At 44.7% G+C, this 26405-nt stretch carries 23 protein-coding genes; 22 read left to right on the plus strand and 1 reads right to left on the minus strand.

All coding sequences use genetic code 11. The features are described from left to right. Positions 1–5 precede the first annotated feature (5 nt). The 10 genes from ABDD94_RS07185 to ABDD94_RS07230 all read left to right on the plus strand — a co-directional run bounded on the left by ABDD94_RS07185 (position 6) and on the right by ABDD94_RS07230 (position 14344). On the plus strand, positions 6–974 hold the full coding sequence (locus ABDD94_RS07185) for a PD-(D/E)XK motif protein (RefSeq protein WP_345955278.1): 969 nt from the start codon (positions 6–8) through the stop codon (positions 972–974). Between the two features lie 2 nt (positions 975–976). After that, positions 977–3406 carry an AIPR family protein gene (locus ABDD94_RS07190; protein ID WP_345955279.1) on the plus strand — a complete coding sequence of 810 codons (2430 nt, stop codon included), beginning with the start codon at positions 977–979 and terminating at the stop codon, positions 3404–3406. A 9-nt stretch (positions 3407–3415) separates the two neighbouring features. Beyond that, positions 3416–4867 carry a hypothetical protein gene (locus ABDD94_RS07195; protein ID WP_345955280.1) on the plus strand — a complete coding sequence of 484 codons (1452 nt, stop codon included), beginning with the start codon at positions 3416–3418 and terminating at the stop codon, positions 4865–4867. 358 nt (positions 4868–5225) lie between these two features. Continuing rightward, positions 5226–5540, plus strand: a complete 315-nt coding sequence (locus ABDD94_RS07200) for a DUF6660 family protein (protein ID WP_352432890.1) — start codon at positions 5226–5228, stop codon at positions 5538–5540. Between the two features lie 73 nt (positions 5541–5613). Beyond that, positions 5614–9990, plus strand: coding sequence for a CusA/CzcA family heavy metal efflux RND transporter (locus tag ABDD94_RS07205; protein WP_345955281.1), 4377 nt, complete (start codon positions 5614–5616; stop codon positions 9988–9990). Positions 9991–9992: 2 nt separating this feature from the next. Next, positions 9993–11195 (plus strand): efflux RND transporter periplasmic adaptor subunit, encoded by a 1203-nt coding sequence (locus ABDD94_RS07210; RefSeq protein ID WP_345955282.1) that lies wholly within the window; start codon positions 9993–9995, stop codon positions 11193–11195. 2 nt (positions 11196–11197) lie between these two features. Beyond that, positions 11198–11611, plus strand: coding sequence for a transcriptional repressor (locus ABDD94_RS07215; RefSeq protein ID WP_345955283.1), 414 nt, complete (start codon positions 11198–11200; stop codon positions 11609–11611). Positions 11612–11659: 48 nt separating this feature from the next. Continuing rightward, entirely contained in the window at positions 11660–11836 is a 177-nt protein-coding gene (locus ABDD94_RS07220) for a hypothetical protein (RefSeq protein ID WP_345955284.1), read from the plus strand. A 19-nt stretch (positions 11837–11855) separates the two neighbouring features. Next, on the plus strand, positions 11856–13880 hold the full coding sequence (locus ABDD94_RS07225) for a heavy metal translocating P-type ATPase (protein ID WP_345955285.1): 2025 nt from the start codon (positions 11856–11858) through the stop codon (positions 13878–13880). Positions 13881–13903: 23 nt separating this feature from the next. Continuing rightward, on the plus strand, positions 13904–14344 hold the full coding sequence (locus tag ABDD94_RS07230; RefSeq protein ID WP_345955286.1) for a sigma-70 family RNA polymerase sigma factor: 441 nt from the start codon (positions 13904–13906) through the stop codon (positions 14342–14344). On the opposite strand, the gene ABDD94_RS07235 is transcribed toward ABDD94_RS07230, so the two are convergent. Next, positions 14326–15045 (minus strand): hypothetical protein, encoded by a 720-nt coding sequence (locus tag ABDD94_RS07235; protein ID WP_345955287.1) that lies wholly within the window; start codon positions 15043–15045, stop codon positions 14326–14328. The genes ABDD94_RS07230 and ABDD94_RS07235 overlap by 19 nt on opposite strands. A gap of 174 nt (positions 15046–15219) precedes the next feature. Here ABDD94_RS07235 and ABDD94_RS07240 point away from each other — a divergent pair, with 174 nt between their 5' ends. The 12 genes from ABDD94_RS07240 to ABDD94_RS07295 all read left to right on the plus strand — a co-directional run bounded on the left by ABDD94_RS07240 (position 15220) and on the right by ABDD94_RS07295 (position 26344). After that, positions 15220–17454: a heavy metal translocating P-type ATPase gene (locus tag ABDD94_RS07240; RefSeq protein ID WP_345955288.1), complete on the plus strand. Its 2235-nt coding sequence runs from the start codon at positions 15220–15222 to the stop codon at positions 17452–17454. A 10-nt stretch (positions 17455–17464) separates the two neighbouring features. Then, positions 17465–17680 (plus strand): heavy-metal-associated domain-containing protein, encoded by a 216-nt coding sequence (locus ABDD94_RS07245; protein ID WP_345955289.1) that lies wholly within the window; start codon positions 17465–17467, stop codon positions 17678–17680. 105 nt (positions 17681–17785) lie between these two features. Continuing rightward, on the plus strand, positions 17786–18259 hold the full coding sequence (locus tag ABDD94_RS07250; RefSeq protein WP_157526426.1) for a hypothetical protein: 474 nt from the start codon (positions 17786–17788) through the stop codon (positions 18257–18259). 69 nt (positions 18260–18328) lie between these two features. Further along, positions 18329–18892, plus strand: coding sequence for a helix-turn-helix domain-containing protein (locus ABDD94_RS07255; protein ID WP_157526424.1), 564 nt, complete (start codon positions 18329–18331; stop codon positions 18890–18892). Positions 18893–18902: 10 nt separating this feature from the next. Then, a complete protein-coding gene (locus ABDD94_RS07260) occupies positions 18903–21650 on the plus strand; it encodes a multicopper oxidase domain-containing protein (RefSeq protein WP_345955290.1) in 2748 nt (915 codons plus the stop codon). A gap of 36 nt (positions 21651–21686) precedes the next feature. Continuing rightward, positions 21687–22352, plus strand: a complete 666-nt coding sequence (locus ABDD94_RS07265) for a DUF305 domain-containing protein (RefSeq protein ID WP_157526420.1) — start codon at positions 21687–21689, stop codon at positions 22350–22352. 27 nt (positions 22353–22379) lie between these two features. Next, complete coding sequence (locus ABDD94_RS07270; RefSeq protein WP_345955291.1) at positions 22380–22997, plus strand: DUF305 domain-containing protein; 618 nt, start codon at positions 22380–22382, stop codon at positions 22995–22997. Between the two features lie 206 nt (positions 22998–23203). Then, positions 23204–23371 (plus strand): four-helix bundle copper-binding protein, encoded by a 168-nt coding sequence (locus ABDD94_RS07275; protein ID WP_243749164.1) that lies wholly within the window; start codon positions 23204–23206, stop codon positions 23369–23371. Positions 23372–23442: 71 nt separating this feature from the next. Then, on the plus strand, positions 23443–23895 hold the full coding sequence (locus ABDD94_RS07280) for a DUF305 domain-containing protein (protein WP_157526414.1): 453 nt from the start codon (positions 23443–23445) through the stop codon (positions 23893–23895). A 139-nt stretch (positions 23896–24034) separates the two neighbouring features. Continuing rightward, positions 24035–25285: a hypothetical protein gene (locus ABDD94_RS07285; protein ID WP_345955292.1), complete on the plus strand. Its 1251-nt coding sequence runs from the start codon at positions 24035–24037 to the stop codon at positions 25283–25285. A gap of 147 nt (positions 25286–25432) precedes the next feature. Then, a complete protein-coding gene (locus ABDD94_RS07290; RefSeq protein WP_345955293.1) occupies positions 25433–25771 on the plus strand; it encodes a hypothetical protein in 339 nt (112 codons plus the stop codon). Between the two features lie 72 nt (positions 25772–25843). Then, entirely contained in the window at positions 25844–26344 is a 501-nt protein-coding gene (locus ABDD94_RS07295; RefSeq protein ID WP_345955294.1) for a DUF3347 domain-containing protein, read from the plus strand. Positions 26345–26405 lie beyond the last annotated feature (61 nt).

Genomic DNA, 26405 nt, shown 5'->3' on the forward strand with positions numbered 1-26405 from the left:
TCTGGATGATGACGACAGAATTTCTTGAAGAAAAATGGAATACAATTGTTCAGGACGGCAGTGCTGAATTCAGGTTTAAAAAGATCAGCGCAGATTGTATTCCGGAACTGAATATCGGGATTAATAAATTATTTAACCGGTGCCTGATCCTGGAATTACCGCCTGCAAACAATGTTGATTTTCAGGGGACTGTTAAACAGAACCTTTCTATCGAATTTTACAGAGGATCGAACTATATTGTCATTCAGCTCACGGACAATTCCTACCATGATTTATTCAACGATCTCATTATTTCGCTCTACCAGAAAATAAAGGATATTTCTGATGTCGATGTTTACTCAAGGGAATTGATAAAAGCGTTCTACAAATGGAGCGGGTTTTTTGATGATAAACTTTCTGACCGGATTTCTGCGGACATCATCAAAGGACTGTTCGGCGAACTCACAATACTAAAATCGCTGGTAGCAGCTGCCCCTTCTGCAAGCATAAACGATGTGCTTAATAGCTGGCAGGGGCCTTATGATAGAGCACAGGATTTTGTGCTTGACGACCGCAATTTGGAAATAAAAACAAAGGAAGTGGCAAAATCCGACGTGCGGATTTCCAGTGAATTTCAACTTGAGCCGGAGTTTCAGAAAGGTCTTGAACTGGTCGTGGTTGCTGTTGACCCTGACCCCGCAGATGGCCTATCTTTGCAGGATCTGGCGTTGGAAATCAGAGGGCTGATTGTTGAACGACTCGGCGACACTTCCATATTCCTTAAAGCCCTTGCGCAGAAGGGACTCAACCTCCGCAATATCGAAGCATATAATGACATCAGGTACCTGCTGATAAGTGAAACTTTCTATAACTGCCTGGCAGAGGGCTTTCCCAGGCTGGCCGTATCCGGCATACCGCAGGAAATTAATAATTTAAAATACAACATTCGGATTTCTGCACTTGACGACTATATTTTAACCAGGAGGGATTATTAAGCATGGAAGTTCAGGAATATTTACGCTACAGAAAAGACCTGCTCGTTCTCGCCCAGGACGATGACAGCTTTATTTCAGAAACTTCATTTATCGATGCGGTACTGCCTTCCATGCTGGATGCCAAACTTATCGACTCTGAAGAATGGAACGATACCGGTTTCTTATCGGAAACCGAAAAATTGAAGGTAAACGGTTACCTCATCAATGAATCAGAAGAACGGCTTCAGCTGATTATCCTGAATGAATCCTCCATCGACATTAAAGTTTCTAATGCCGAACTTCAGATTTCCCAGAAAGTATATTACGAAACGCAGTTTGCAAGGACGACCAGATTTCTGAAGAAAGCAATGAACGGTCACTTAAATGAAAGCCTGCAGGATTCCGATCCGGTAAACGCTCTGGTAGCTCACCTTTCTTCCTCAGAAGGCGCCGATCAGTTTGACGTGGTTGATATATTCTTAATTTCGGCAACGGCAACTGTGGAGACGCGCGGTAGTATTCCGCAACCAAAAGGGCTTGAATTTGAAAACGAAAATCTGACAGTAACCTATACTAAAGACCGGCAAAGATTATCAAAGGAAATACTGATTGTCAGAAGGCTTATTGATCTCAACTTCCTTTATGATATTTTAATTTCACAGGGGAACCGGGAGGTTCTGACCGTCAATTTTGAAAGTATATTTGATTCGCCCATCAAAGCGATAAAGGCTGCAAACGAACAGAATTTTGAATCGTACCTGTGTGTACTTCCCGCCCTGCATCTTGCAGAACTTTATAAACTTCACAGTACAAGACTTCTCGAAAAAAACGTCAGGTCATTTCTTGATTTCAAAAATGAGGCAAACAAGGGGATGTTTACAACCCTCAGAAAAGACCCTGCCAAGTTCATAGCATTTAATAACGGGCTGACGATTACCTCGACATTATCCGACACCTTTGAGTCGGGTGGCCTGACACTGATCAGATCGCTGACGGACTTTCAGATTGTTAACGGCGGCCAGACTACCGCCGCTATCTATTTTGCCAGAAAAAGCGGTATTGACATCAGCAAGGTGTTTGTGACGGCAAAGATCAATGTAGTCAGTGAAGCCGCTGAGGACGAACTGAACAAATTTATAAAAGAGATCAGCCTCTACTCCAATACGCAAACCAAGGTAACAACCGTCGATCTGGATTCGCAGAATCCGCAGCTCGTTAAGTTAAAAGCCATGACCGCCAGCGTTGTTACACCAAGCGGCAAAAAATGGTTTTTTGACCGGGCAAAAGGCGAATTCAACACCATGAAACGCAAGTCTGGAAACAAAACAAAAATCGAGAAGGACTATCCGGATGAAAGACGGTTCTCCAAAGAGCAGCTGGGTAAGTATTATTCATCCTGGGGTGACCAGCCTTACATGGTAAAAAAAGGTGGAATCAAGGTCTTCAAATATTTTATAACCGCTATCTGCGGCGATGGCGACAAGAAAAAGGGCGTTATTGTGGACCGGAACTTTTATGAAGAACTCATTGCCAAAATGATCCTGTTTAACAAGCTGGAAAAAGTTTATGGCGCGGGTAAGAATTCAATAGGTCAGCTCCGTTCAGCCGTGGTTCCGTATTCCATTTCTATTCTTTACAGGTTTACCGATGGATCAAAATCAGGCAGCAGTTTTGATCTGACCAAAATATGGGTGAAAGAAGGCCTTGAAGACGACCTGACCCTTTACCTGGAGGACATGATGAAGCTGGTAAATGAACTGCTGAAAAAATATTCCGACAGCGACGACGTTGGCGAAAATACCCGGAAAAAGGAATTATGGGATAAGGTGTCGGAATGCCGGGAAATTGCTGCATTCATGGCCACTTCCAATAGTCTGAAAATAATAAAAAAGTATTCCATCAGCAATGAGGAACGTAAAAAACGTAATGCCAGAAATTCAAAACTTGCTGAGGTCGATTTCAAGTTGTTGAAAGACAATATTGAAATTTACACCAACGGCATTGGTTTTTACGACAACGTGCTGACAGGTTATGGGAGATCTCTCACAGTAGCCGAGATGAACAAGCTGGGAATTATCAAATCCTCCATTTCCAATCTCGAAAACATTAAGGAAGCGCATGTTGATTTTGAACGGGAACTAATAAGGCGGATAAGGACGGAGGCACCGGAAGTCTTCGACCGGATGGTGAATAATGAGATGGTATTCTGGCAGCAGATTTTTGATTTTATCGTACAGATATATAACAACGCCGTAAGCGAGGGAGAAGACGTTGGAGCGGCATTTAACCGTGTTCAGGAATTCGCAAAATCAAAAGCGGTCAAATACCCTTCTGTATTCGGGCAGATCGGCGAGTTACTCAAAAACGGGGACACGCCGACAGTTAAACAGGTTTGGTATGCTTCGCATATCCTGGCGCTGAAAGAACATACATCATTAGCCACTCAATCTTAACCGGTAAGCATGAGTTACACTGATAGAATTCCACCCGCAGATCTGGCCGGTTATAAGGTTATTAAGGACTGGGAGAATTATTACGAAAATTTCCTGCAAGCCTTTGAAAAACATAACCCTCACGATGATATTTCAAATGCCAAATTAACGGTTGAGAATAAAATATTTGAATCGGACGTATTCTTTACAGGGGAGTTCAAACCGCATATCAAGTTCCTCAACTGCTATTTTCAGGGTGACATTAAATTCTACAAATGTCAGGTGCAAAATGACCTTTCGATCAACCATTCACTTTGCGATGGCGAGTTGTTTGTTTTCGGCACGTCGGAATTTACTGACGAATTTAACCTGATCAACCTGATACTTGGCCGCCAGATCTACGTGGAAGGCGGCACTTTCCATAAATGCCGCTGGAATTTTCTTGAAAATGCGACTGTAAAAATTGCAGGCGGTGACTTTGATGAATTAAATATTGGTTACTGGGGCGGAGCAAAACTTCGCGAGTTGACGCTGCATAATCTAAAAACTTCCGGCTATATCAAAATATCGGGGGAGAACACAGACATTGAGCATCTTTCGATTTTTCAGTCTTCGAAGGATCTTGAAATTTCTATAGAAGATATCAATGTTAATGTCCTGTCTGTGTACCGTTACCGGAACGAGGACGGGTTCCGACTGATCAATATTAAACCTTTACCAGGGCCGCAACCGTCAGAGATTTCCATTGCTGAATCTTATATGGGAAAGGCCGAATTCTATTCGCTGGATTTAACATCGTTTGAAAGCGTAACGTTCTACAATTCGCATTTGATCGATACCACATTTGTAAATATTAAATGGAATTACAAAATCAGAGCGCTAAAAGGTTTCGGAATTGGCCTGAATGCCGAAGAGCAACTCCTTCCAGGTAAGTTAAAACAACTCGAAGAGGATTGGTTTGCTAAAAACATCAATAGTGAACCGTTACGCGAAGACCCTGTTGTGATCGGCTATTTTATCAATTTGCGCGAAACTTTCCGGCAGTTAAAATTCGCGCTGGGAAAGCAGGGTGATTTAATCAATGAACAAAAGTTTCATACGCAGGAAATGCTGGCGTACGATAAAAGCCTGCGCCTTGAGGATGACTTCTGGACGACGGTAATTATCAAATTTAGTTACTGGTTCAGTGACTTCGGGCAAAGCTTTACGCGCCCCCTGATTGCTTTGCTGGTCGGTCATTTCGCATTATTGATGGTGTTAATATCTTTCAACGGAATAGACGGATTGCATATTTCTTTTATTGATGCTGATTCAGATGGTTTCAGGATCGCAATTGACAAATACTTATTCCTTATCAACCCACTGAGAAAGCTTGATGATAGCTTTTCAGGCTATACGATTATTATTGATGTACTGATGAGAATATGGTCATCATATATGGTTTATAATCTAATCAGGGCGACAAGACGATTCATCAAATAAGAAAGTTTTTATGCCGGTTTTTCCTGTCTGAAAAGAAATCCAGCCTTTTGCTTGCCTGCGCTATTTTATGCCAAACTGAAAAGCTCAATTCTGACCAAATATATTTTCTTATTTAGAAATTAATTCGTATACGTAAGTATTAACGTTCTAATACACTGTCATATAGTTCTAAAGAACTCGGTATATACTAATTTGTGTATGTCTTAAATATAATGACATACATATTGATAATAATTTAGTTATTTCTACAGGTTCGGACTCCCCCAACTCATATACCAATCCAAAGCCGGTACAGCTCTCATTTATAGGATTTTTTCATTTTGGATGTTTGCCCTATTATTTTATACCTTTGCATGAGATGAGATATATTGCTTTCATATTCAGTATCTACTTTGTTCTTCTGGCATTACTACCGTGCCAGGACAGGGAGGATATGATCGCAAGCATTACTCATACAACCGTTCAAAAAAGTCACGCACCAAATGATGAGCGCGGTCAGGAAACCTGCCCGCCGTTCTGTACCTGTTCTTGCTGTTCTACGGCCAGGCACTTAACAGAAACAGTCAGAACCGGTATTTTCACTAAAACGGTTTTTACAGAATATCCGCACTTAATAATTCCTGTCCTTCAGGAACAGCCGATCAATATCTGGCAGCCCCCTCAAATAAGCTAATACGATTTTTAGATGTTTCCGCCTGCAATCAACTTTGCATGGCTTTTCCGTATCGTATTAATTTTTACAATTTATGTTTGACAAGATTATCGCGTTCTCTATCAGGAACAAGGTAGCTATCGGGATCATGACACTGGTTTTAATACTGGTAGGCATTTATTCAGCGTATAACCTGCCGGTTGATGCGCAGCCCGATATTACCAATAACCAGGTACAGATCATTACACAAGCGCCGAGCCTCGGCGCACAGGAAGTGGAGCAGTTCATAACTGCTCCCATTGAATTAGCTATGGCCAATATTGCCGGGATCATCGAAAAACGTTCGATCTCCCGTTCCGGCATATCCGTGATCACCATCGTATTTAAAGATAACGTGGATATTTATTGGGCAAGGCAACAGGTGAATGCCCAATTAAAGGAGGCTGAAAACAGCATTCCAGAAGGTTTGGGCGAACCATCACTGGCACCGATCACTACAGGCCTTGGGGAGATCTACCAATATGTGATCCACACCAAAAAAGGTTACGAAAATAAATATACGCCAACCGACCTGCGTACCATCCAGGACTGGATCGTCCGAACCCAGCTGGCCGGAACGGTTGGACTGGCCGAAGTAAGCGGCTGGGGCGGTTACGTGAAGCAATACGAGGTCGCTTTGGACAATGATAAGTTGAACTCTTTAGGCATAACCATTCCGCAGGTTTACGAAGCCTTGCAAAAGAACAATGAAAATACCGGCGGCTCTTATATCGAGCAGCAGCGGAACGCCTATTTTATTCGCGGTTTAGGGCAAGTGCAGAACCTCGACGACATTCGCCGCATCGTGGTTGCCAATACCAAAGGCTCGCCGATATTGGTGCGGGATATTGCCACCGTGCAGTTCGGCAGCGCTACCCGCTATGGAGCGGTTACCCGCAATGGTGAAGGCGAAGTAGTGGCCGGTGTTGCATTGATGTTGAAAGGAGAGAATTTCAGCGAGGTGATCGAAAACGTAAAAGAACGAATGGTGCAAATACAAAAATCACTGCCCGAAGGTGTGGTGATCGAGCCATTCATTGACCGCACCGAATTGGTAGGCCGGGCTATCGGCACGGTGAAACGCAACTTATTGGAAGGTGCATTGATCGTGATCTTCGTATTGGTCTTGCTGTTGGGCAATTTAAGGGCAGGTTTAGTTGTCGCTTCGGTGATCCCTTTGGCCATGTTGTTTGCATTTTCCATGATGCGGCTGTTCGGCGTTTCGGGTAACCTCATGAGCTTAGGAGCAATTGATTTCGGGCTGATCGTAGATGGCGCGGTGATCATCGTCGAAAGCGTCGTGCATCATATCACCACCGGCAGTTACCGGCAAAAAGGCGTTGAAAAATTAACCACTGAACAAATGGATGTGGAGGTGCGTGACAGCGCCAGCAAGCTAATGAAGTCGGCGGCATTCGGGCAGATCATCATCCTGATCGTTTACCTGCCCTTATTATCCCTCGTGGGTATCGAAGGTAAAATGTTCAGGCCGATGGCGGAAACAGTTGCATTTGCCATTTTAGGCGCTTTTATTCTTTCGCTTACTTACGTGCCGATGGCTAGCGCTTTGTTTTTAAGCAAGAAAACTGCGCACAAGCGCAACATATCAGACCGCATTATCGAGTTTTTGCAGCGCATATACCAGCGGGCATTAATTGCCGTATTAAAGATCAAGGTCATTACCGTGACCATAGTGTTTATCGTATTTGGGATAGCTATCTGGGCATTCAGCCGCATGGGCGGCGAGTTCATCCCGACTTTGGATGAGGGTGACCTTACTGTTGAAATTTCTATGATGCAGGGCACATCCCTCACCGAAGTGGTCAAAACCTTCGGTAAAGCGGAGAAACTGTTAAAGGAACGGTTTCCTGAGATCAAACAGGCGGTTACCCGTATCGGCAGTTCTGAAATTCCAACCGACCCGATGCCGATGGAAAAGGGCGATATGATGCTGGCCATGAAGCCAAAAGGCGAATGGAAAACGGCTTCTAATAAAGAAGAAATGATCGAAAAAATGGAAGACGCCTTATCCGCTATTCCCGGTATCAATGTGGAAATATCACAGCCTATGCAGATGCGTTTTAATGAGCTTATGACCGGCATCCGGCAGGATGTGGCTATCAAGATCTATGGCGACGACCTTGATATCCTGGCGGTGCAAGCGAAAAAGCTGGCGAAGCTGATCGCGCCGGTCAAAGGCGTTAGCGAGCCCTATATTGAAAAAGTAAGCGGCCTGCCGCAAATCCAGGTGGCTTATAACCGCGATAAAATGGCGCAGTACGGCTTAAACATCAGTGATGTGAACATGATCCTGAAAACAGCATTTGCCGGTAGCGTAACCGGTGTCGTATTTGAAGGCGAAAAACGCTTTGATATGGTGGTACGGCTAAACCGTGACCTGCGGGAAAATATTTCAGGGGTTGAAAACTTATTGGTTCCCTTGCCGTCAGGCAATAAGGTGCCCTTAAGCCAGGTCGCTGATATTTCCTTCAAAGATGCGCCTGCGCAGGTTTCCCGAGAAGATGGTAAAAGGCGTATTTATGTGGGCTTCAATGTACAGGGCCGGGATGTAGAAACCACCGTCAAAGAGATCCAGGGTAAATTGGACAAGGCTTTAAAATTGCCTTCGGGTTATTACCTTACCTATGGCGGCCAGTTCCAAAATCTGCAAGCTGCTAAGTCCAGGTTAATGGTAGCTGTACCTGCAGCCTTATTGTTTATTCTGGTGCTGCTGTACGTTACTTTCCGCTCGGTGAAAGAAAGCCTGCTCATTTTCACGGCCGTGCCATTGGCCTCTATGGGCGGCGTAGCGGCATTGCTATTGCGCGGAATGCCTTTCTCTATCTCAGCCGGTGTTGGCTTTATTGCATTATTCGGCGTGGCAGTTTTAAACGGTATCGTGCTGATCGGCTACTTTAACCAGTTAAAGGAAGAAGGCATGGACAATATTTATGATCGTGTTTTGGAAGGTACGAAGACCAGGCTTCGACCGGTGCTCATGACCGCCTCCGTTGCTTCATTAGGTTTTCTACCTATGGCCTTATCTTCGAGCGCCGGTGCCGAAGTGCAACGACCTTTAGCAACTGTGGTGATCGGCGGGTTAATTACCGCCACCTTTTTAACGCTCTTCGTGCTGCCTTGTCTTTATCTGCTGTTTAACCGTAAGGAAGCCGGGCAGATCAAAGTGCCCAAAGCATTAGTCACGCTATTGCTGATCTTTAGTATTGGTCTGCTCCAGAATAACAAAGCAACGGCTCAAAGCCGGATGCCGTTAACCTTAGACAGCGCGATCAGTAAAGCTTTAAAAAATAACCTGCAAATACGCTCGGCACGCTTATCCGTCGAACAGGCCAGGGCATTGCAAAGGTCAGGCACAGACATTCCTAAAACCGAGGTCATGGTCACGCAAGACCCAACCAGCGGCGGGAACATGGATAATGCTATTGGTATCACACAAACCATCGCCTGGCCCGGTGTTTACAAAAATCAGCGTAAGCTGCTTAACCAGCAAACTTTATTAGCGGAACGAAACGGACATTTAACCAAAACGGAGATCATCCGCCAGGTACGCAGCGCCTGGTATGCCTATCTGCTGAACCGGGAAACACTACGCGTACTGGACTATCAGGACAGCGTTTATAAAGGCTTCGTCAAAAAAGCGGAGGTCAGGTTTAAGACGGGCGAAACCTCCAACCTGGAACTGATCAGCGCCCGGAACAAGTACCAGGAGATCGTTGCGCTGCAGATCGGTGCGCAGGCAGACCTGCGCAGCAACGAACTGGTGTTACAGCAACTCTTGAATACTGCGGAACCCATTATAGCCGCCGAAAGCAAACTGCCGATCCTCTTACCGATGACTACAGATTCGGTTAATGTTAGCAATAATCCGCAGGTCAATATTGATCTGCAAAACATTGAGGTGGCTAACGCCAGGATAGCTTTAGAAAAATCAAAAGGTTTACCTGATTTGACACTGGGTTATAACCAGCAATTAGTGATCTCGGGCTTTAACCCTGCGGGCATTAACCGGGATTATTCACCCGGTACCCGCATCGCCGGTATACAGGTCGGTGTGGCCTTACCGCTGTTTAACGGCGCAAACCGCGCAAGGGTTAAATCGGAACGCTTATCCGCCCAGGTGGCTCAAACGAATTACCAGCAGACACAATCACAGGTACGTTTGCAATATGAGCAGGAAATGCAGCAATATCAAAAATTCAAACAATCCGTAGATTATTATATGTCTGAGGGATTGAAACAGGCAGATGAACAATTACGCATCGCGCAGGTATCGTTCAACCTGGGTGAGATCGGCTACATTGAGTATATCCAGAATATGTCGGCCGCCGTTCAGGTGAAGTTAGCCTATATCGAAGCGGTAAGCCGTTTGAACCAATCAGCCATCCAGCTACAATTTATTAAAGGAGAATAACCATGAAAATTCAAAAATATAAGTACTTCACCATTGCCCTTCTGCTGGCCGCAGGCTTAACATCCTGTACGGGAAATTCCGCTAAAAAGGAAGCAGACACCAAAGAAAACAAGGAAAGCGCCGAAGCGGAAAAGCCAAAACCCGGAGGCTTGGAACTAACCCCCGAACAAATGCAAACGGTCGGTATTGTCACCGGGCCAATCGCGCAAAAAAACCTTGATTCCGTGATCAAAGCCAACGGACAATTAGCGGTTCCGCCGCAAAACAAGGCGGATGTGAGCATTCTCTCAGGTGGTATCATTGCGCACATCAGCGTTATTGAAGGACAGCAGGTCAGGCGCGGACAGCTACTGGCCACTATCAAGAACCAGGACCTGATCAAGATCCAGCAGGATTATCTCGCCGCTAAGAATAATTTCACTTATGTGGATGCGGAATATAACCGTCAAAAGCAATTGCAGGCGGCTGGTGCCGGTACCGGTAAATCTTTCCAGTCGGCGGAAGCCACCTATAATGCCGAACGTTCCCGCTTAACCGCTTATGAGAGCCAGTTGCGGCAATTGGGTATATCCCCCGGAAGTATCTCGGGTGGTAAAATTGTTTCGCAATTCCCGGTACTTTCGCCTATCGGCGGCACGGTCGGGCAGATCACGGCCAACACCGGCGCTTTTGTGCAGCCCGGCACCTCCATTATGGAAGTGGTTGATAATTCCAAAATACATTGCGACCTCACGGTATTTGAAAAAGACCTGATGCATGTTAAAGTCGGCCAGAAGGTAAGCTTCCAGTTGACCAATCAGGAGAACCAGCTTATTACCGGCACCATCAACGGGATCAATAAATCTTTTGAAAATGAAAGCAAAGGGGTCACAGTACATGCGGTCATCAACAACAAAGAACAAAAGAACCTGATCCCCGGTATGTATGTTACCGCGCTGATCAGTACCGGCAGCAGGTTAACTTCGGCAGTGCCGGTAGATGCCGTTGTTCGCGCCGAAGGCAAACAGTATATTTTTGTAGTTGTTCCCGGCGAAAGCACCGGCGGCAAAGTCGGATTCAAAAAAGCGGAAGTGACCACCGGGGTTACGGAACTTGGCTTTATTCAGATCAGGCCGGTTGATGAACTGCCCGCTTCAGCGAAGGTCGCCTTAAAGGGAGCCTTTTATTTGCAATCTAAAGCCACAGGTGGCGCGGAGGAAGAATAGTAATGAAAGAACTGGAGAACATTTTGCTGCAAAAGCAGATCAATCCAACCGCTATGCGGTTGGTTGTGCTGGATTATCTTCTGAAACAAACCAACGCGGTAAGCCTGACGGATATGGAGCTAAGCCTCGAAAAGACAGACCGGGTAACCTTGTACCGCAGTATAAAAACATTTGAAGAACATGGATTGGTCCACCGGATAGATGATGGCACTGGAATTACCAAATTTGCGCTTTGTCAGCCGTCCTGTACAATTGATGGTCACCATGACCTGCATGTTCATTTCTACTGTACTAATTGCGGGGAAACGCATTGTTTGCCCAGAACACACATACCGGAAGTCAAATTACCGGGAGGCTACGAACGGCAGGAAACAAGTTTGCTGGTAAAGGGCTTATGTCCTGAATGTCAAAAATAAATGCACTACGATTGCAGGGTATACCTGCTTAAATTTGAATAGGTTGAAATGAGTGAACAAAAATTTGAGGGATTCGATGATCAGTTAAAAGATCTGCGCCCGGAAGTAAAAGAAAAGGCATTGGAACTGGCATCAGCCTACGTTGCTGCTGGAACTCAACCGGAAGTCGCTTTGAAAAAAGCGACCGCAGAGGCGGAACTATGGTTCTTAGATTCTGAAGGATAATTCATTTAGCGTACAAATAATGAAAAAAGAAAACAAAAATAAGCGGGCAATACCGACAGCATCCGGAAAGGAAGCTATTCTTGAAAATGATACACCACAGGTGAATATCATGAAAGAGCAGGACAGGGAATTGAAAGAGGAAGAAGACGATGATGAAGTGCTTGACCTGAATAAACCAGCGGAAGAAGAAGGCTGGCAAAGCCACTGGCCGCTGCTAACCGCGCTGGCGATTTTATCAATCATGCTAACCCTTGAATTTGGCTTTAAATACCAGCCAGCTTTCCCACTTAACCTGATCATTTTTTCGGTGGCATTCTTATTGGCGGGATATAATGTTTTGGGAATGGCCTGGCGCAAAGCGAAACACTTTGATTTTTTCAATGAGTTCTTTTTGATGAGTGTTGCCACCATTGGCGCTTTCAGCATCGGTTCTTACAGTGAAGGCGTCGCAGTAATGGTGTTTTATTCCATTGGCGAGTGGTTCCAGGATTCGGCCGTTAACCGGGCGAAAAAAAGCATTAAAGCATTATTGGACATCCGGCCTGATAAAGTAACCGTGATAAGGGATGGCAAAACCTTGATAAGCGATCCGAAAGAGATTAAAATAGACGAGATCATCCAGGTAAAAGCAGGCGAAAAAGTTGCGCTCGATGGCGAGCTTTATTCGGATACGGCAACATTTAATACCGCTGCCCTGACCGGGGAAAGCAAACCGGATACGAAGAGAAAAGGTGAAAAGGTACTTGCGGGTATGATCAACCTGGACAAAGTAAGCGAAGTGCAGGTCAAAGCTTTGTTTAAAGACAGTAAACTTAGCCAGATACTCGACATGGTGCAGGATGCTACGTCACGAAAATCGCAAACACAGCTATTTATCAGCCGTTTTGCAAAGATTTATACGCCGATTGTATTTGCGCTGGCGCTGTTAGTTTGTTTTGCGCCTTACTTCTTTACAGACCCTTACAACTTCCATCAATGGTTTTACCGGGCGTTGGTGTTCCTCGTAATCAGTTGCCCTTGTGCGCTGGTCGTTTCTATTCCACTGGGCTACTTTGGAGGGATCGGGCTGGCCTCACGTAACGGTATTCTTTTTAAGGGCTCAAATTTTCTGGATGTAATGACCACGATCAATACGGTCATCATGGATAAAACGGGTACGCTGACCAAAGGCGTATTTAATGTGCAGGAAGTAGTGACCGATAACTTTGATGAAAAGGAACTGGTTAGCGTTGCGGCAGCGATTGAAAGCAATTCTACCCATCCGATAGCTAAAGCGGTAGTTGCTTATGCCGGTGATAGTATTGGTAACCTTAAGGCAGATGCTGTCGAAGAAATTTCCGGACATGGTTTGAAAGGAACGGTTGAAGGCAGGACTGTTTTAGCTGGCAATACCAAGCTGTTAAAAAAATACAATATCCCTTATCCAACGGAAGTGGATAAGCTGGTCGACACGGTAGTTGTGGTTGCTGTTAATGACAAATACGCAGGCTACCTGACCATCGCAGATGAAATTAAAGAAGACGCGAAACAAGCCATTGATCAGATGCATAGCCTGAAGATTCAGACCGTGATGCTTTCCGGTGACAAACAGGCCGTAGTGGATAAGGTTGCCAAATCATTAGGAATCGATAAAGCTTTCGGCGACCTGCTGCCTGATGGAAAAGTACAGAAGGTACAGGAATATAAAAATATGGGCAGCCGGATCGCTTTTATAGGCGATGGTGTAAATGACGCACCTGTGGTGGCACTGGCCGACGCCGGTATAGCGATGGGTGGACTGGGGAGCGATGCTACCATTGAAACGGCTGATATTGTTATTCAAAACGATCAGCCTTCAAAAATTACCGTCGCGATAAAGATCGGACGGATCACTAAACAGATCGTGTGGCAAAACATCACCATCGCCATGGTGGTGAAGGTCATCGTTTTGGTTCTTGGCGCAGGTGGCATGGCTAATTTATGGGAAGCGGTCATTGCCGACGTAGGCGTTGCCCTGCTGGCGATCCTGAATGCGGTGAGAATACAGAAGATGAAGTTAGAATAGATTTTTAATAAATACATGAAACCATGTTAGTCGAAACTGATGATATTACGCTGAAGAGCCGTTTTCAAAACAAAACGACAAAGAAAGAAGCATTTAAAGAAATTTTAGACAGTTATAGCCGGAAGCTGTATTACTTTCTAAGGAAATTAGGCATTGATCATGAAGATACTGATGAGTTAATACAAGACGTTTTCCTGAATTTGTGGAGGACAGAAATTTTTGACACTGCTATTGACCTGGCTTTATACCGTCTAATGGCAAGGCACACTATAGTGTTTCTGGAAAAAAAGGCGGTGGTGCAAATAAATGGCTTAACGTCTAAGGAACTAATAATTATGATCCTAAAAGATCAGGAAGAATTTGATTTTTCCGAAATAGCCCAAATAACCGCTATTCCAGTTACCGAGGTCCGTCATTATTTTAAAGTGGCAGTCACAAAATTTAATCAGACTTTACGGAAATAGGCATGATTATATTGATTGCCCCATAGGCAAACGATCTTTTCCGGTTTATCCGCAAAAAATTCATCATAGGCCAATTTAACACCGGGATTGATATCAAGGCCTTCAGCACCTGCTTCGGCATCATAATAATCCATCAGGATACAAATAGCATTCTTGCTCATGCGCGGATAAATGCTTTCGAAACAATGGAGCATCACCGCTTTGTGTTCCAACTTGTCGCCACCAAAACCGCAATCAATATGAACAAACGCGATCTCCGCAGGTAACTCGTTCGATAACGTGGTTTTAAAATCACCCTTATGAACAATGGGCTGCTTCAGTTTGGCCTTTTCAAAATTGGCTTTCAGTTGTTCCTCAACACTTCCTTTAACAGTGAAGGTGGCGAAAAAGCTGTCGTACAAATGAAGCTGTTTTGAAGAAGCGTTTAATTCAATCACTTTTTCAAAAATAAGCGCGCATTGACCTGTGAAGCAACCTAACTCTACAATATCACCCGCAACTCCGTTGAAGATCACGGAATCTAATAAGTGATAATAATTGATGCGCTGTTCAGGCGTATTCATATCTACATTGGTATCCAATTGTTTAACCTGGTAACCGGTACGCATGAACCGCAGTCCTTTGTTAACGAAATCTACCAACGCTGACCGTTTCAATTCATTTACGGCATACGGCTGTTTGACCAGGAAGTAATTATCCATGAGGTTATAAGTTTACAAGGTGTTTAGACAATAGTTTAAACTATCAACCAATATTCAATAATAGAAAAATTGTGGCAAACGCTGAAACTTAAACGGTATTCTGTAAAATTTCAGCAAAATCCTGTAACGCAAACTTTCGGTGGCCACGTAATTTTGTACCATAAATAAAAAATAATGGCAGCGCAATCGATCACCACAATTACTTTTCCCGTTACCGGCATGACCTGTGCAGGCTGCGCATCAAGCGTTGAATCAATGCTCGGCGCACAAAACGGTGTTGAGCAAGCGGCTGTGAACTTTGCAACGCAAACCGTAAAGGTCGAATTTCACCCTGAAATCGTTGCACCAGAAGTGTTAAAACGTTCATTACAGTCGGTAGGTTACGACCTGCTCATCGATACAGCTAACGGTAAAGAACAGCAGGAACAACTCCGGCAAACTCATTATCGTTCCTTAAAAAGAAAGATACTCTGGGCCGGTGCCCTTACCTTACCCGTAGTGATCATCGGTATGTTCTATATGGACATACCTAATGCCAATTACATCATGTTATTGCTGACCGCGCCCGTGCTTTTTGTTGCAGGACGTAATTTCTTTACCGGAGCCTGGAAACAGGCTAAGCATGGACGGGCCAATATGGACACGCTGGTAGCGATGAGTACGGGCATTGCTTTCCTTTTCAGCGTCTTCAATACCGTTTACCCCGATTTCTGGCACAGGCAGGGCCTGCACCCGCATGTATATTACGAGGCGGCTTCGGTTGTTATCGTTTTTATCATGCTGGGAAAGTTACTCGAGGAAAAGGCCAAATCTAACACTTCTTCCGCTATCAAAAAGCTAATCGGACTCCAACCAAAGACTGTTTTACTGATCACTCCGGCAGGTGAAAAGGTTACGCCTATAGAAGAGGTCAAAATTGGTGACTTACTGCTCGTCCGTCCCGGTGAAAAGATTCCGGTCGATGGCACGGTGCAACAGGGCCATTCTTATATCGATGAAAGCATGATCAGCGGTGAACCTGTCGCTGTAGCAAAGCAAAGCGGCGACCCGGTTTTCGCGGGCACGATCAATCAAAAAGGCAGTTTTCAGTTCCGTACTGAAAAAGTCGGCAGTGAAACGCTCCTCGGACAGATCATTAACCTTGTACAGGAGGCGCAGGGCTCTAAAGCGCCGGTTCAAAAACTGGTCGATAAAATTGCAGGTATATTCGTACCGGTCGTAATGCTGATCGCGCTGATAACATTAGGTGCCTGGCTGCTATTCGGCGGTCAGCAAGCCTTAACGCAAGGGCTTTTGGCAATGGTGACGGTGCTGGTGATCGCCTGTCCTTGTGCGCTTGGCCTGGCTACGCCCACCGCTGTAATGGTCGGTATTGGCAAGGGCGCTGAAAATGGCATCCTGATCAAAGATGCGGAAGCGCTCGAAATCGGTTATCAGGTGAATGCAGTCGTACTGGATAAAACAGGGACGATCACGGAAGGAAAACCAGTGGTAACAGACCTGGTCTGGGCAAAGCAGGTTTCAGGAAAAGAAAATCCCTTAGCTGCCATACTGTTATCACTGGAACTGCAATCAGAACATCCTCTCGCGGCAGCCGTGGTAGCGTACTTAAAAGAGCAAAACACTGAGACCGTAGCGTCAACCTATTTTCATAGCCTCACAGGCCTGGGAATTGAAGGCATGTTTAACGGACAGCCGTTTTATGCCGGTAATCTGAAACTGGTAGAATCCTCTAAAACTAACTTGCCTGATGAACTTCGCGATGCGGCCAAAACGCTATCAGGTTCGGGTAAAACGGTCATTTATTTCGCTTCACATCTGGCGGTACTGGCTGTTATCGCCCTGCAAGACCGTGTCAAAAGTACTTCTGCAAAAGCGATTGCCGAATTACAAGGCGGTGGTATCACGGTCTATATGCTCACCGGTGACCACGCGGTTACTGCTGCATATATTGGTAAAGAGGCTGGTATCACAGAAATTATCGCGGGGGCCTTACCCGCCGCTAAAGCGGATTTTGTGAAAACGCTGCAAAGCGAGGGTAAAATAGTCGCGATGGTAGGCGATGGTATCAATGACAGCCAGGCGCTGGCACAGGCTAACCTTTCCATAGCGATGGGTCACGGCTCGGATATTGCGATGGATGTGGCTAAGATCACGCTCGTGTCTTCAGATCTGTTGCAGATACCGAAAGCCCTTAAATTGTCCCGGCTCACTGTTCGTACAATTCGGCAAAATCTGTTCTGGGCATTTATCTATAACCTCATCGGCATTCCGCTGGCTGCCGGCATATTGTATCCGTTCAACGGCTTCCTGCTTAATCCCATGATCGCGGGTGCAGCTATGGCCCTTAGTTCTGTATCGGTGGTCAGCAACAGCCTTCGGCTTAAATATTCAAAAATTAACATATAGCATAAAAACAATGGAAACTCTAAAATTCAAGACCACCATCAAATGTGGTGGCTGCATAGCAACGGTAACCCCGGTACTTAATAATTTGGACGGCGTACAAAAATGGGAGGTCGATACGGCTAACCCTGATAAGGTACTGACTGTAGATACAAATAAAGGTTTGAATCCTAATGAAGTGATTAGCGCATTGAAGACCAAAGGCTTTCAGGCAGAAGTCATCAAATAAACCGATATTTGTAAGAGCCGCACTGAAAGGCAGGAATAGCGCTTTGACTATTAAGAAAAAACGGTAACTTTTAAACAAATGTAACTTTTTTGTGTATCTAATATAATGAGAAAATTCGGTGCCTTCGGCTTGGCTGCGTTTTACCTGTTGCTGACAACGGGTATGTTCGTATGCCTGGTTCACTGCGGTGCCGAATTTTTATTGGAAAAGTCGGGCCACGAATTAACGGCGCTTGCGCTTGATGACCATATGGGCGATGGCCACGATGAAGAATCTCTTGCCGGACATGATAGCGACCATCATGAGGACAAAGAACATGGACACAAAAAATCTTGTGGTGAAGGTAAAGATTGCAGTTGCTGTAACCAGCACGGCAATTATGTGATCAAAGAAAACTCTTCCGCTTCGCTGGAATTTCAACTGAGCGCATTACAGGTCGCCGTGATTTTTTTACCTTATGATTCAGCAGCGCCTGTTCGGGGCATTTATGAGGCTAAAGTATCCTGGTTAAACGCCACGGGGCCGCCGCGGTCGGCTGTACAGCCTTTATTTCTTAAATACCGTTCTCTTCTGATCTGATTCAAGCATTGCCGCATTTCTGCGGCCTGAAGTAGTATTGCCTTCACTTTCTTTAGCTTGAATTAAAACATGACATTATATATTAAAAATATGGTTTGCGACCGCTGCATTATGGTCGTTAAACAACAACTGGAAAATTTAGGTTTCCGCGTCACTGCAATTGCTCTAGGCAGCGCGGATGTACAGCCTGAGCCGGATGCCGTTCAATTAAGTGCTGTTTCCTCCGCTCTGAAGCTGCTTGGCTTCGAACTGATTGACAATGAAAAAGACCGCGTTGTGCAGCGCATCAAAGACCTGATCATTGAAAAGGTCCATCACAGCGACCTTGCCGACAATCGCCTTAGTTTTTCAGATTACCTGTCCGATCAGGTTCATAAGGATTATACCTACCTCAGCCGGATGTTCTCGGAATCCGAGGATACCACCATAGAAAAATTCATTATTCAGCAAAAGATCGAAAAAGTGAAAGAACTGCTGGAGTACGGCGAACTCAACATGAATGAGATCGCCTGGAAAATGGGCTACAGCAGCAGCGCCCATTTGTCCACACAGTTCAAAACCATAACCGGGTTAACGCCGAGCCAGTATAAATCGTCCGATCAGCTGCCCAGAAAATCATTAGATAAGGTATAAAGCATTTGTTATGAAAAACCTGAAGACAGTACTCCTAATAAGTTATCTCTGCGTGACTTTGGTTGCCCATGCCCAACAACATGAAATGCCCGGTATGAACATGAATTCATCGCAGAAAAATCAGCCTGAAAAATCAAAAATTTCGCAAACAAACCCGAAAACGAAAGCGAGTACGGCGCAAAAGCGATCGAGGAAAAGAACGGCGAACAGGAAAGGTGTGGGTAGCATGATTGGAATGAAAATGAACCATTCCAATAGTGGTATAATGCCCGGAAGAAAAATGCCGGAAAAGTCCGCTGCAAATAGCATGCAAAATATGGACATGTCTGAGCCAGCACATGGAATGAGTATGGGAACAGGCAGCATGCCGGGCATGAAGATGACCGCACAGCCGGCGAATCCAGGCGATACCATTAAAAGTACGTCATCCACACTAAATGATCACCTTATTCATGCAGGCAAACGGGTATATTATGATCTTAATATCGGCGATACCATAGTTAACTACACCGGTAAGCGCGTCAAAGCCCTGGCTATTAACGGCCAGATACCAGGCCCTGTTTTAAGATTTACGGAAGGTGACACGGCTTATATCCGTATCCATAACCACCGAAAAACTACAACATCTATCCACTGGCACGGCTTGCTCGTACCCAATAAATACGATGGCGTACCTTACATCAGTACCGTGCCTATAGAACCAGGCACGACGTTTACGAACGTCATACCCATCCGTCAGACCGGTACCTACTGGTATCATACTCACACCGAGTTAGACGAGCAGGCTGGCCTATACGGCCCTATTGTGATACAGCCGCAGGTTCGCAAAGATAATTACCCGGAACAGGTCTTTATGTTGTCCGATTGGACCGATTACCGGCCAAAAGAGGTTTTAAGAATGCTTAAGCGGGGCAGCGACTGGTTCTCTATCCAGCGGGGCAGCGTACTGAGCTATGGCGGAGCTATAGAAAAGGGTTACCTGAGCGACAAATTGAAGCTGGACTGGATGCGTATGCCAGCGATGGACCTTGTGGATGTAAAATATGACCGTTTTCTGGCCAACGGGCAAGGCAATCAGGATTTTACACGGTTCAAGGCTGGGGAAACCGTGAAGATGCGCATCATTAATGGTTCAGCGTCCAGTTACTTCTGGCTTAATTATGCAGGCGGGTCAATGACCGTGATAGCTGCGGATGGCTTAGCTGTAAAGCCAGTTCAGGTCGATAAAATTTTAATTGGAACAGCTGAGACTTATGACGTGCTCATTAAGATACCTGCCTCCGGTAAATATGAATTCCGGGCCACGGCGCAGGATATTACCGGAAAAGTTTCGGCATGGTTTGGTAGCGGCAAAGAATTTAAAACCACGGACATTCCAAAAGTGCCCTATTACCGGTTTACCCATACTTTCAATCAAATGATGGGCATGATGAATATGCCCATGAACTCCGTTCCGAATTCCAAAGTAAAAAACGACGGTCTCGAGTTTTCAAAAAGTGATGGGATGATGAAGATGGGAAATATGAAGATGAATGGACAAGATCCCAGTCGTCAAAATATGCAGAAAATGAACATGCCCGGAATGAAGATGGATCAAATGTCCGGAATGGCCTCCGATAGTTCAAAGAATGGAAAGCAAGATAAGGAAAAAACGCCGGGTATGGCCATGCAGCCGGGAATGGACGATATGAACATGGGTGGGATGGCTATGAAAATGAAAGATGATGGGAAAGGAACGCCTATGGGGCCCGGCCAATCCATGCTGCTGGGTTTAGGCGGGAAAGGAAAAATTCTAAGCTATGATATGCTGGAGGCTAATTCTACTACAGCCATTGAAGGAAAGCACACTGTTCGAACCTATCATTTATATCTTACTGGCAGCATGCTACGTTACACCTGGTTTATCAATAATAAACCGCTATCAGAAGCAGACAGGTTACTAATCAGGAAAGGAGAAATTGTCCGCTTTGTGTTTCATAATACGACGATGATGGAACACCCGATGCACCTGCACGGACATTTTTTTCGTGTACTGAATGCTAAAGGCGATTCCGCACCACTTAAACATACGGTGAGTATTGAACCGATGAAGGTACAAACGATAGAGTATCTGGCCGACGAAGCACACGACTGGTTTTTCCATTGCCACACACTTTATCACATGATGTCAGGTATGGCAAGGGTGGTACGTTATGAAGATTCGCCAAGTAACCCTGATGTAGCGAAATATCAGCCGAACAACCCGGTAATTAATGATGACCGGCAGTTTTACACCTGGGCGCAGCTGTCCTTTCATTCTCAGACCAACACCGGAAGCATCTTTGTCTCCAATACCCGTTATGAGTTCAATGCAAACTACCGTGCGAGCTACGATGGAAGATACGAATTTGAACCGCGCGCGGAACGTTACCTGGATAACCCGCAATACCTTGCGGCTTATATCGGTGGAAGCTTTGAAAAAAACACGAAGGGTGGCCGGTTCACACAGTATAGTGAAAATAGTGCAGTTGTAGGCTTAAGATACTTGTTGCCGCTATTTATACAAACGGATGCACGCGTCAACTCAAAAGGAAAGTTCCGATTTGCTTTGAGCAGGGAAGACATCCCGCTTTCCAGCAGGCTTTATCTTGGTGCGTCTTATAATACTGACAAGGAATTCCAAATGGATACGCGGTATGTGCTCACCAAATATTTTGCGTTATCACTCAGTTACGATAACCAGTACGGCTTTGGAGGGGGCCTTACTGTCATTTACTAATTCAAACGCATTAAATTTTAATAATCAATAATATCTATGAAAACATCAATTGTAATGATTCCACTTTTTGCGCTAGGCGCAACAGGAATGAACGCCGAAATGGCAATGAACGGCCGATTAATGAGCAGCCACTACTATCCAACGACGGATGTATCAATGTTAGCTCAAATGCAAGGCGACCCGCTTATGGAAGCAATGAATAAAATGATGAAGGAGATGCATGCTCAGCAGATGAAGGGTAATATCGACCTTGATTTTGCAACTATGCTCAGAATTCACCACATGGGCGCAATTGACATGGCCAAGGTGGAAGTGCAGCAGGGTAAAGATGCCGTAATGAAAAGTTTGGCACAAAAAATAGTGGACGCGCAAACTAAGGAGGTTACAGAGCTTGATCAATTAATCCCTACCCTACAAAGCGGAAATAAAAATTATGATCCGGCCAATAAAAATTCAGGTGCGGGTAAGGCTATGAGTGACAATATGATGGCGATGATGAAAACTGGGAACATGTCCATGTCTTCCATAGATCATGAATTTGCAGATATGATGACCAAGCACCACAAAGACGGGTTGATAATGGCGAAAAGCATCTTAGCAAATGCAAAAAATGGCAAGCTCCGATCGATGGCTCAAAAATCCATTCCTGAACAAACCAGTGATATCAGTAAAATGGAACATTGGATGCAATCACATAAATAAATAAGGGGATAACTAAAAACTGAAACCATGAAAAACGTAATAAAATTGACCTGGCTACTGGTTATCGCAGGCTTTTTTGCTGCCTGTACGAAAGACAACAATGAAATCAAAATTCAGAATCACGATCAGGATCAGATGATGAGCATTATGCATCAAATGATGTCGAAAATGGATACCATGAAGATGACTAAAGATCCCGACAACGATTTTGCTATGATGATGCGCATGCACCATCAGGGCGCAATTGATATGGCCAATCTCGAACTGAAAAGTGGCAGCGATGCAACAATGAAACAAATGGCCCAATCTATTATGACCAGCCAACAAGCAGAAATAACGCAGCTTACCGCCTTTCTCGCCTCCCATCCACCTCATACCAACGACCCTAATTTTGATACCATGCAGATGGATAACATGAAAAAAGCAGGAAAACAGGCGGATTTGCAGATCATAAACGGGGACATCGACCACGACTTTGCTATTCTAATGATCGGCCACCATCAAAGTGCAATTGAAAACGCTCGTCTCGAACTTTTGCATGGGCAGGAACAGCGTATGAAAACGATGGCTACCAATATTATCGATGCACAAATGAAGGAAATAGATCAGTTCCAGGACTGGCTATTGGCCAGGGGCAATAAATAATGTAATTCACTAAGTTTATAACTATAAAACAAATGATTATGTCACATCAAAAATTTCAGGATTGTATCGATGAGTGTGTTGCCTGTGCAGTGGCTTGCAGCCATTGTGCAACTTCATGCCTTCAGGAAAAGGATATTAAGATGATGTCCCGTTGTATCCAATTGGATTTAGAATGCGCGGCAATATGCCGGGCTGCAGCAGAGGTCATGAGTTTGGGAAGCGGGTTCAGTGCACACTTGTGCAGGGTCTGTGCAGATGTTTGTAAAGCGTGCGGAGATGAATGCGCCAAGCACGATATGGAGCATTGTCAGGCTTGTGCGGAAGCTTGCCGCAAATGCGCCGAAGCTTGTGAGGAGATGGCAACTGCCGCTTAATCAACAAATTCAGCCATTGCCCCGTTTCGGGGCAATGGCTATTTAATTCTTTAATCAAAATTTACCAAAAAATGGAAAAAGGAAATTATAAAAAATTCGTCTTGATGCTGTTGGCATCCTACATCGTCATGTACGCTATCATGTACCTGGACGATGACCAAATTGACCATATTTATCTTAATATGACGCGGTTTTATATGACGCTCATCATGATCAGCGCGATGGCTCTCATCATGCTTGCCATGATGCGGATGATGTACCAGAATAAAAAGCTCAATGCGATCATTGTTATTTCCAGCGTCGCTGTTTTTGGGTTAGCACTGACAGGCGTTCGTACACAGGCCGGTATTGGTGACGTACAATACATGAAAGGGATGATCCCGCACCATTCCATTGCCATTATGACCAGTAAACATGCCAACATCAAAGATCCGGAAGTGAAAAAACTATCCCGTGACATTATTGATGCACAGGAAAAGGAGATTGCTGAAATGAAGCAGATTCTAAGTAGAATGGAAAAATAAATATCCGCAAAGGAAATTATCAATAGGAATATGAGTCGAGTGAAGAAAACATTGGTCTGGCTTTTTAAAGTGCTTTTCGTAAAAAAATGCTGTAGATAACATCTTCTCGCTTTTATAGTATATTAGTTTTTTTTAATACATGAGCGAGCACTTATTATCTATAATTCATCAGTATAAAAATGATCAGGAATCAGTTTACAATACCTGGTTTATCAATAATGAAGAACGCTTAAAAGCCTTCCGCTCGATCCGGCGGGGTGTATTGCAAGTGATCGAAGACATCAAAAGCAAGCGTTTCGGGAACGATTTTAAAGGCAGTTCCCTGGAATTTGTGCTGTCCTGCATTACGGAACAAAAGCAGGTTTTCGAGGGGGCTTCGCATCCCTTTTACTGGAAGCCAAAATTGAGGATTCCTGATATCTACGAAAATCAGTCGAATAAGATCGCTTTCGGGCAATTCCTGGAAAATTGCATCCATGCAAAAAATGAAGAGCAGGTGGTTAAAGAGATTGAAAAATTGGATGCGCTTAAGATCAAAGGCCTGGGGCCTGCGGTTGCCAGTATCCTGTATTTCCTGCACCCTACCTGGATACCGCCGTTCAATACCGCGATCATCAACGGGTTCAACTACCTTTTTAAAGACAAGAAAAAATTAGGCAGTTGGAGCGAATACCTGAAGGTCAGAGAAGTCATTATGGACATGAACCGCCAGCATTGCAATGAATTATCGCTTGACACCGGTGCGTTCTCTGGATTGCTATTTGAGATCGGCACCCAAAAACTGCTTTTAGGAAAAGATGAATACCTTTCAGAGACCGAGCGTAACCGGTTGGAAAAACTCATTGAAAAACGTCATAAAGAAAAGCGTGCGGAAACTGCCGATGAACATCTTCACAATGAAATGCAGTTCCATCTGCTAAAGATCGGGCATGCACTCGGCTACGATGTGATCGCCGCCTCTAACGACCGCTCTAAAGAGTGGAACGGAAATAAGTTCACCTTTATTTCGCTGGCCAACTTCCCCCCGTTAGTTTTGGACAAAGAGGTACTGAACACCGTTAAGTTGATCGACGTTCTTTGGTTCCAAAAAGGCACCCCTAAAGTCATCGCCGCGTTTGAAGTGGAGAAAAGCACAAGTATCTATTCCGGGATACTGCGGCTGACCGATCTGAGTTGCAGCCTGAATAGCAAGGAGGAAGTATTATATCTCGTGGTGCCTGACCAACGCGAAAAAGATGTTGTTATGCAGCTTACCAGGCCATCGATCCGGCAAGGGAATATGGAAATGAAATACATTTGCTTTTCTGACCTTCGGCAGCATTGTGACGCGCTGTGCAAATTTGGCGACGATCATTCCATTATGCAGAAGATTGCAAAGGAAGCAGTGTAATGTTCGTAGCCTATAAAATATTGACGGAATTATATAAATGTTATTGCTAATGGTTTTTTAGTTTTGTATAGGATGAAAAGTAAAGCGCTTTTGTTACTCTTTATATTTATGCTGAATACCGTTGCCGGGTTTAGCTGCGCTTTACATATGTCCCACGATAACCATCACGAAGCTGTCGAAAGTCATGAACACCATCATGCTGCCGTTAAACACACGCATCGTCAACTGCTTCCCGGACAAACTACGATAGGCACTGATGAACCTTGCTGCCAAAGCGCGGTAAATAACTTTATTTCATTGGCCAAGCTTGTCCCGTCGACCGACCACCTGGTCTTAAAAGCGCCACTGTTATATACCAGCGACAACCTCATATTTTCGTTGGTGCCTGATCCTGGCGTTATTATTATACCCCGTATCGTTATTGACGAGCGACAGCGTCCCCCGACAAGAAATATTTATATCATTCATCGCAGCCTGTTGATCTGATTACGATTAAGTTTAAACCGTTACATGGCGTAGCCATGCCCGAATTTTATACTTTATTTTAATTCTCAGATCATGAAAAAGACATTTTTACTGGTTGCCTTCATTGCAACTGCGTTTACACAACAACTTTTTGCCCAGGATGCGAAAACATCATCCCTTTCTTCTTTATTGTCCTCTTATTACGGCGTCAAAGACGCGCTTGTCACCTCAAACAGCCCGGACGCAGCCACTCATGCTACCGAGTTCCTGAAAGCGATCAATGGGGTCGATATGAAGACGCTGGACAAGCCGGAGATGGACACTTTTATGCTTTTACAGGAAAAGCTTGCCTTTGATGCGCGGCATATTTCGGAGAGCAAGGATATCGCCCATCAGCGGGAACACTTTGCCAATTTCTCGTTGAACTTCTTCAACCTGGCAAAAGCAGTAAAATTATCGGATAAGCCGGTTTATTATGCTTATTGCCCGATGAAGAAAAGCTATTGGCTTTCTGCTGAAGCTGCGATCAAGAACCCATACTACGGAAACCAAATGCTCACCTGTGGCAAGGTTACCGAAACCCTTAATAAATAAGTTTATCCATAAAGCTTAACCGGCAAATGTTGATCATTTGCCGGTCATTGCTCATTACAAA

The sequence above is a fragment of the Mucilaginibacter sp. PAMB04168 genome (assembly GCF_039634365.2).
Taxonomy (GTDB): domain Bacteria; phylum Bacteroidota; class Bacteroidia; order Sphingobacteriales; family Sphingobacteriaceae; genus Mucilaginibacter.

Coding starts and splice junctions, on each gene's coding strand:
- ABDD94_RS07220 (WP_345955284.1), top strand. CDS start 11,660: ATGAGTGAACAAAAATTTGAGGGATTCGATGATCAGTTAAAAGATCTG.
- ABDD94_RS07250 (WP_157526426.1), top strand. CDS start 17,786: ATGAGAAAATTCGGTGCCTTCGGCTTGGCTGCGTTTTACCTGTTGCTG.
- ABDD94_RS07235 (WP_345955287.1), bottom strand. CDS start 15,045: ATGGATAATTACTTCCTGGTCAAACAGCCGTATGCCGTAAATGAATTG.
- ABDD94_RS07285 (WP_345955292.1), top strand. CDS start 24,035: ATGAGCGAGCACTTATTATCTATAATTCATCAGTATAAAAATGATCAG.
- ABDD94_RS07190 (WP_345955279.1), top strand. CDS start 977: ATGGAAGTTCAGGAATATTTACGCTACAGAAAAGACCTGCTCGTTCTC.
- ABDD94_RS07215 (WP_345955283.1), top strand. CDS start 11,198: ATGAAAGAACTGGAGAACATTTTGCTGCAAAAGCAGATCAATCCAACC.
- ABDD94_RS07255 (WP_157526424.1), top strand. CDS start 18,329: ATGACATTATATATTAAAAATATGGTTTGCGACCGCTGCATTATGGTC.
- ABDD94_RS07205 (WP_345955281.1), top strand. CDS start 5,614: ATGTTTGACAAGATTATCGCGTTCTCTATCAGGAACAAGGTAGCTATC.
- ABDD94_RS07200 (WP_352432890.1), top strand. CDS start 5,226: ATGAGATATATTGCTTTCATATTCAGTATCTACTTTGTTCTTCTGGCA.
- ABDD94_RS07230 (WP_345955286.1), top strand. CDS start 13,904: ATGTTAGTCGAAACTGATGATATTACGCTGAAGAGCCGTTTTCAAAAC.
- ABDD94_RS07210 (WP_345955282.1), top strand. CDS start 9,993: ATGAAAATTCAAAAATATAAGTACTTCACCATTGCCCTTCTGCTGGCC.
- ABDD94_RS07295 (WP_345955294.1), top strand. CDS start 25,844: ATGAAAAAGACATTTTTACTGGTTGCCTTCATTGCAACTGCGTTTACA.
- ABDD94_RS07185 (WP_345955278.1), top strand. CDS start 6: ATGATGACGACAGAATTTCTTGAAGAAAAATGGAATACAATTGTTCAG.
- ABDD94_RS07290 (WP_345955293.1), top strand. CDS start 25,433: ATGTCCCACGATAACCATCACGAAGCTGTCGAAAGTCATGAACACCAT.
- ABDD94_RS07280 (WP_157526414.1), top strand. CDS start 23,443: ATGGAAAAAGGAAATTATAAAAAATTCGTCTTGATGCTGTTGGCATCC.
- ABDD94_RS07265 (WP_157526420.1), top strand. CDS start 21,687: ATGAAAACATCAATTGTAATGATTCCACTTTTTGCGCTAGGCGCAACA.
- ABDD94_RS07260 (WP_345955290.1), top strand. CDS start 18,903: ATGAAAAACCTGAAGACAGTACTCCTAATAAGTTATCTCTGCGTGACT.
- ABDD94_RS07240 (WP_345955288.1), top strand. CDS start 15,220: ATGGCAGCGCAATCGATCACCACAATTACTTTTCCCGTTACCGGCATG.
- ABDD94_RS07195 (WP_345955280.1), top strand. CDS start 3,416: ATGAGTTACACTGATAGAATTCCACCCGCAGATCTGGCCGGTTATAAG.
- ABDD94_RS07225 (WP_345955285.1), top strand. CDS start 11,856: ATGAAAAAAGAAAACAAAAATAAGCGGGCAATACCGACAGCATCCGGA.
- ABDD94_RS07275 (WP_243749164.1), top strand. CDS start 23,204: ATGAGTTTGGGAAGCGGGTTCAGTGCACACTTGTGCAGGGTCTGTGCA.
- ABDD94_RS07245 (WP_345955289.1), top strand. CDS start 17,465: ATGGAAACTCTAAAATTCAAGACCACCATCAAATGTGGTGGCTGCATA.
- ABDD94_RS07270 (WP_345955291.1), top strand. CDS start 22,380: ATGAAAAACGTAATAAAATTGACCTGGCTACTGGTTATCGCAGGCTTT.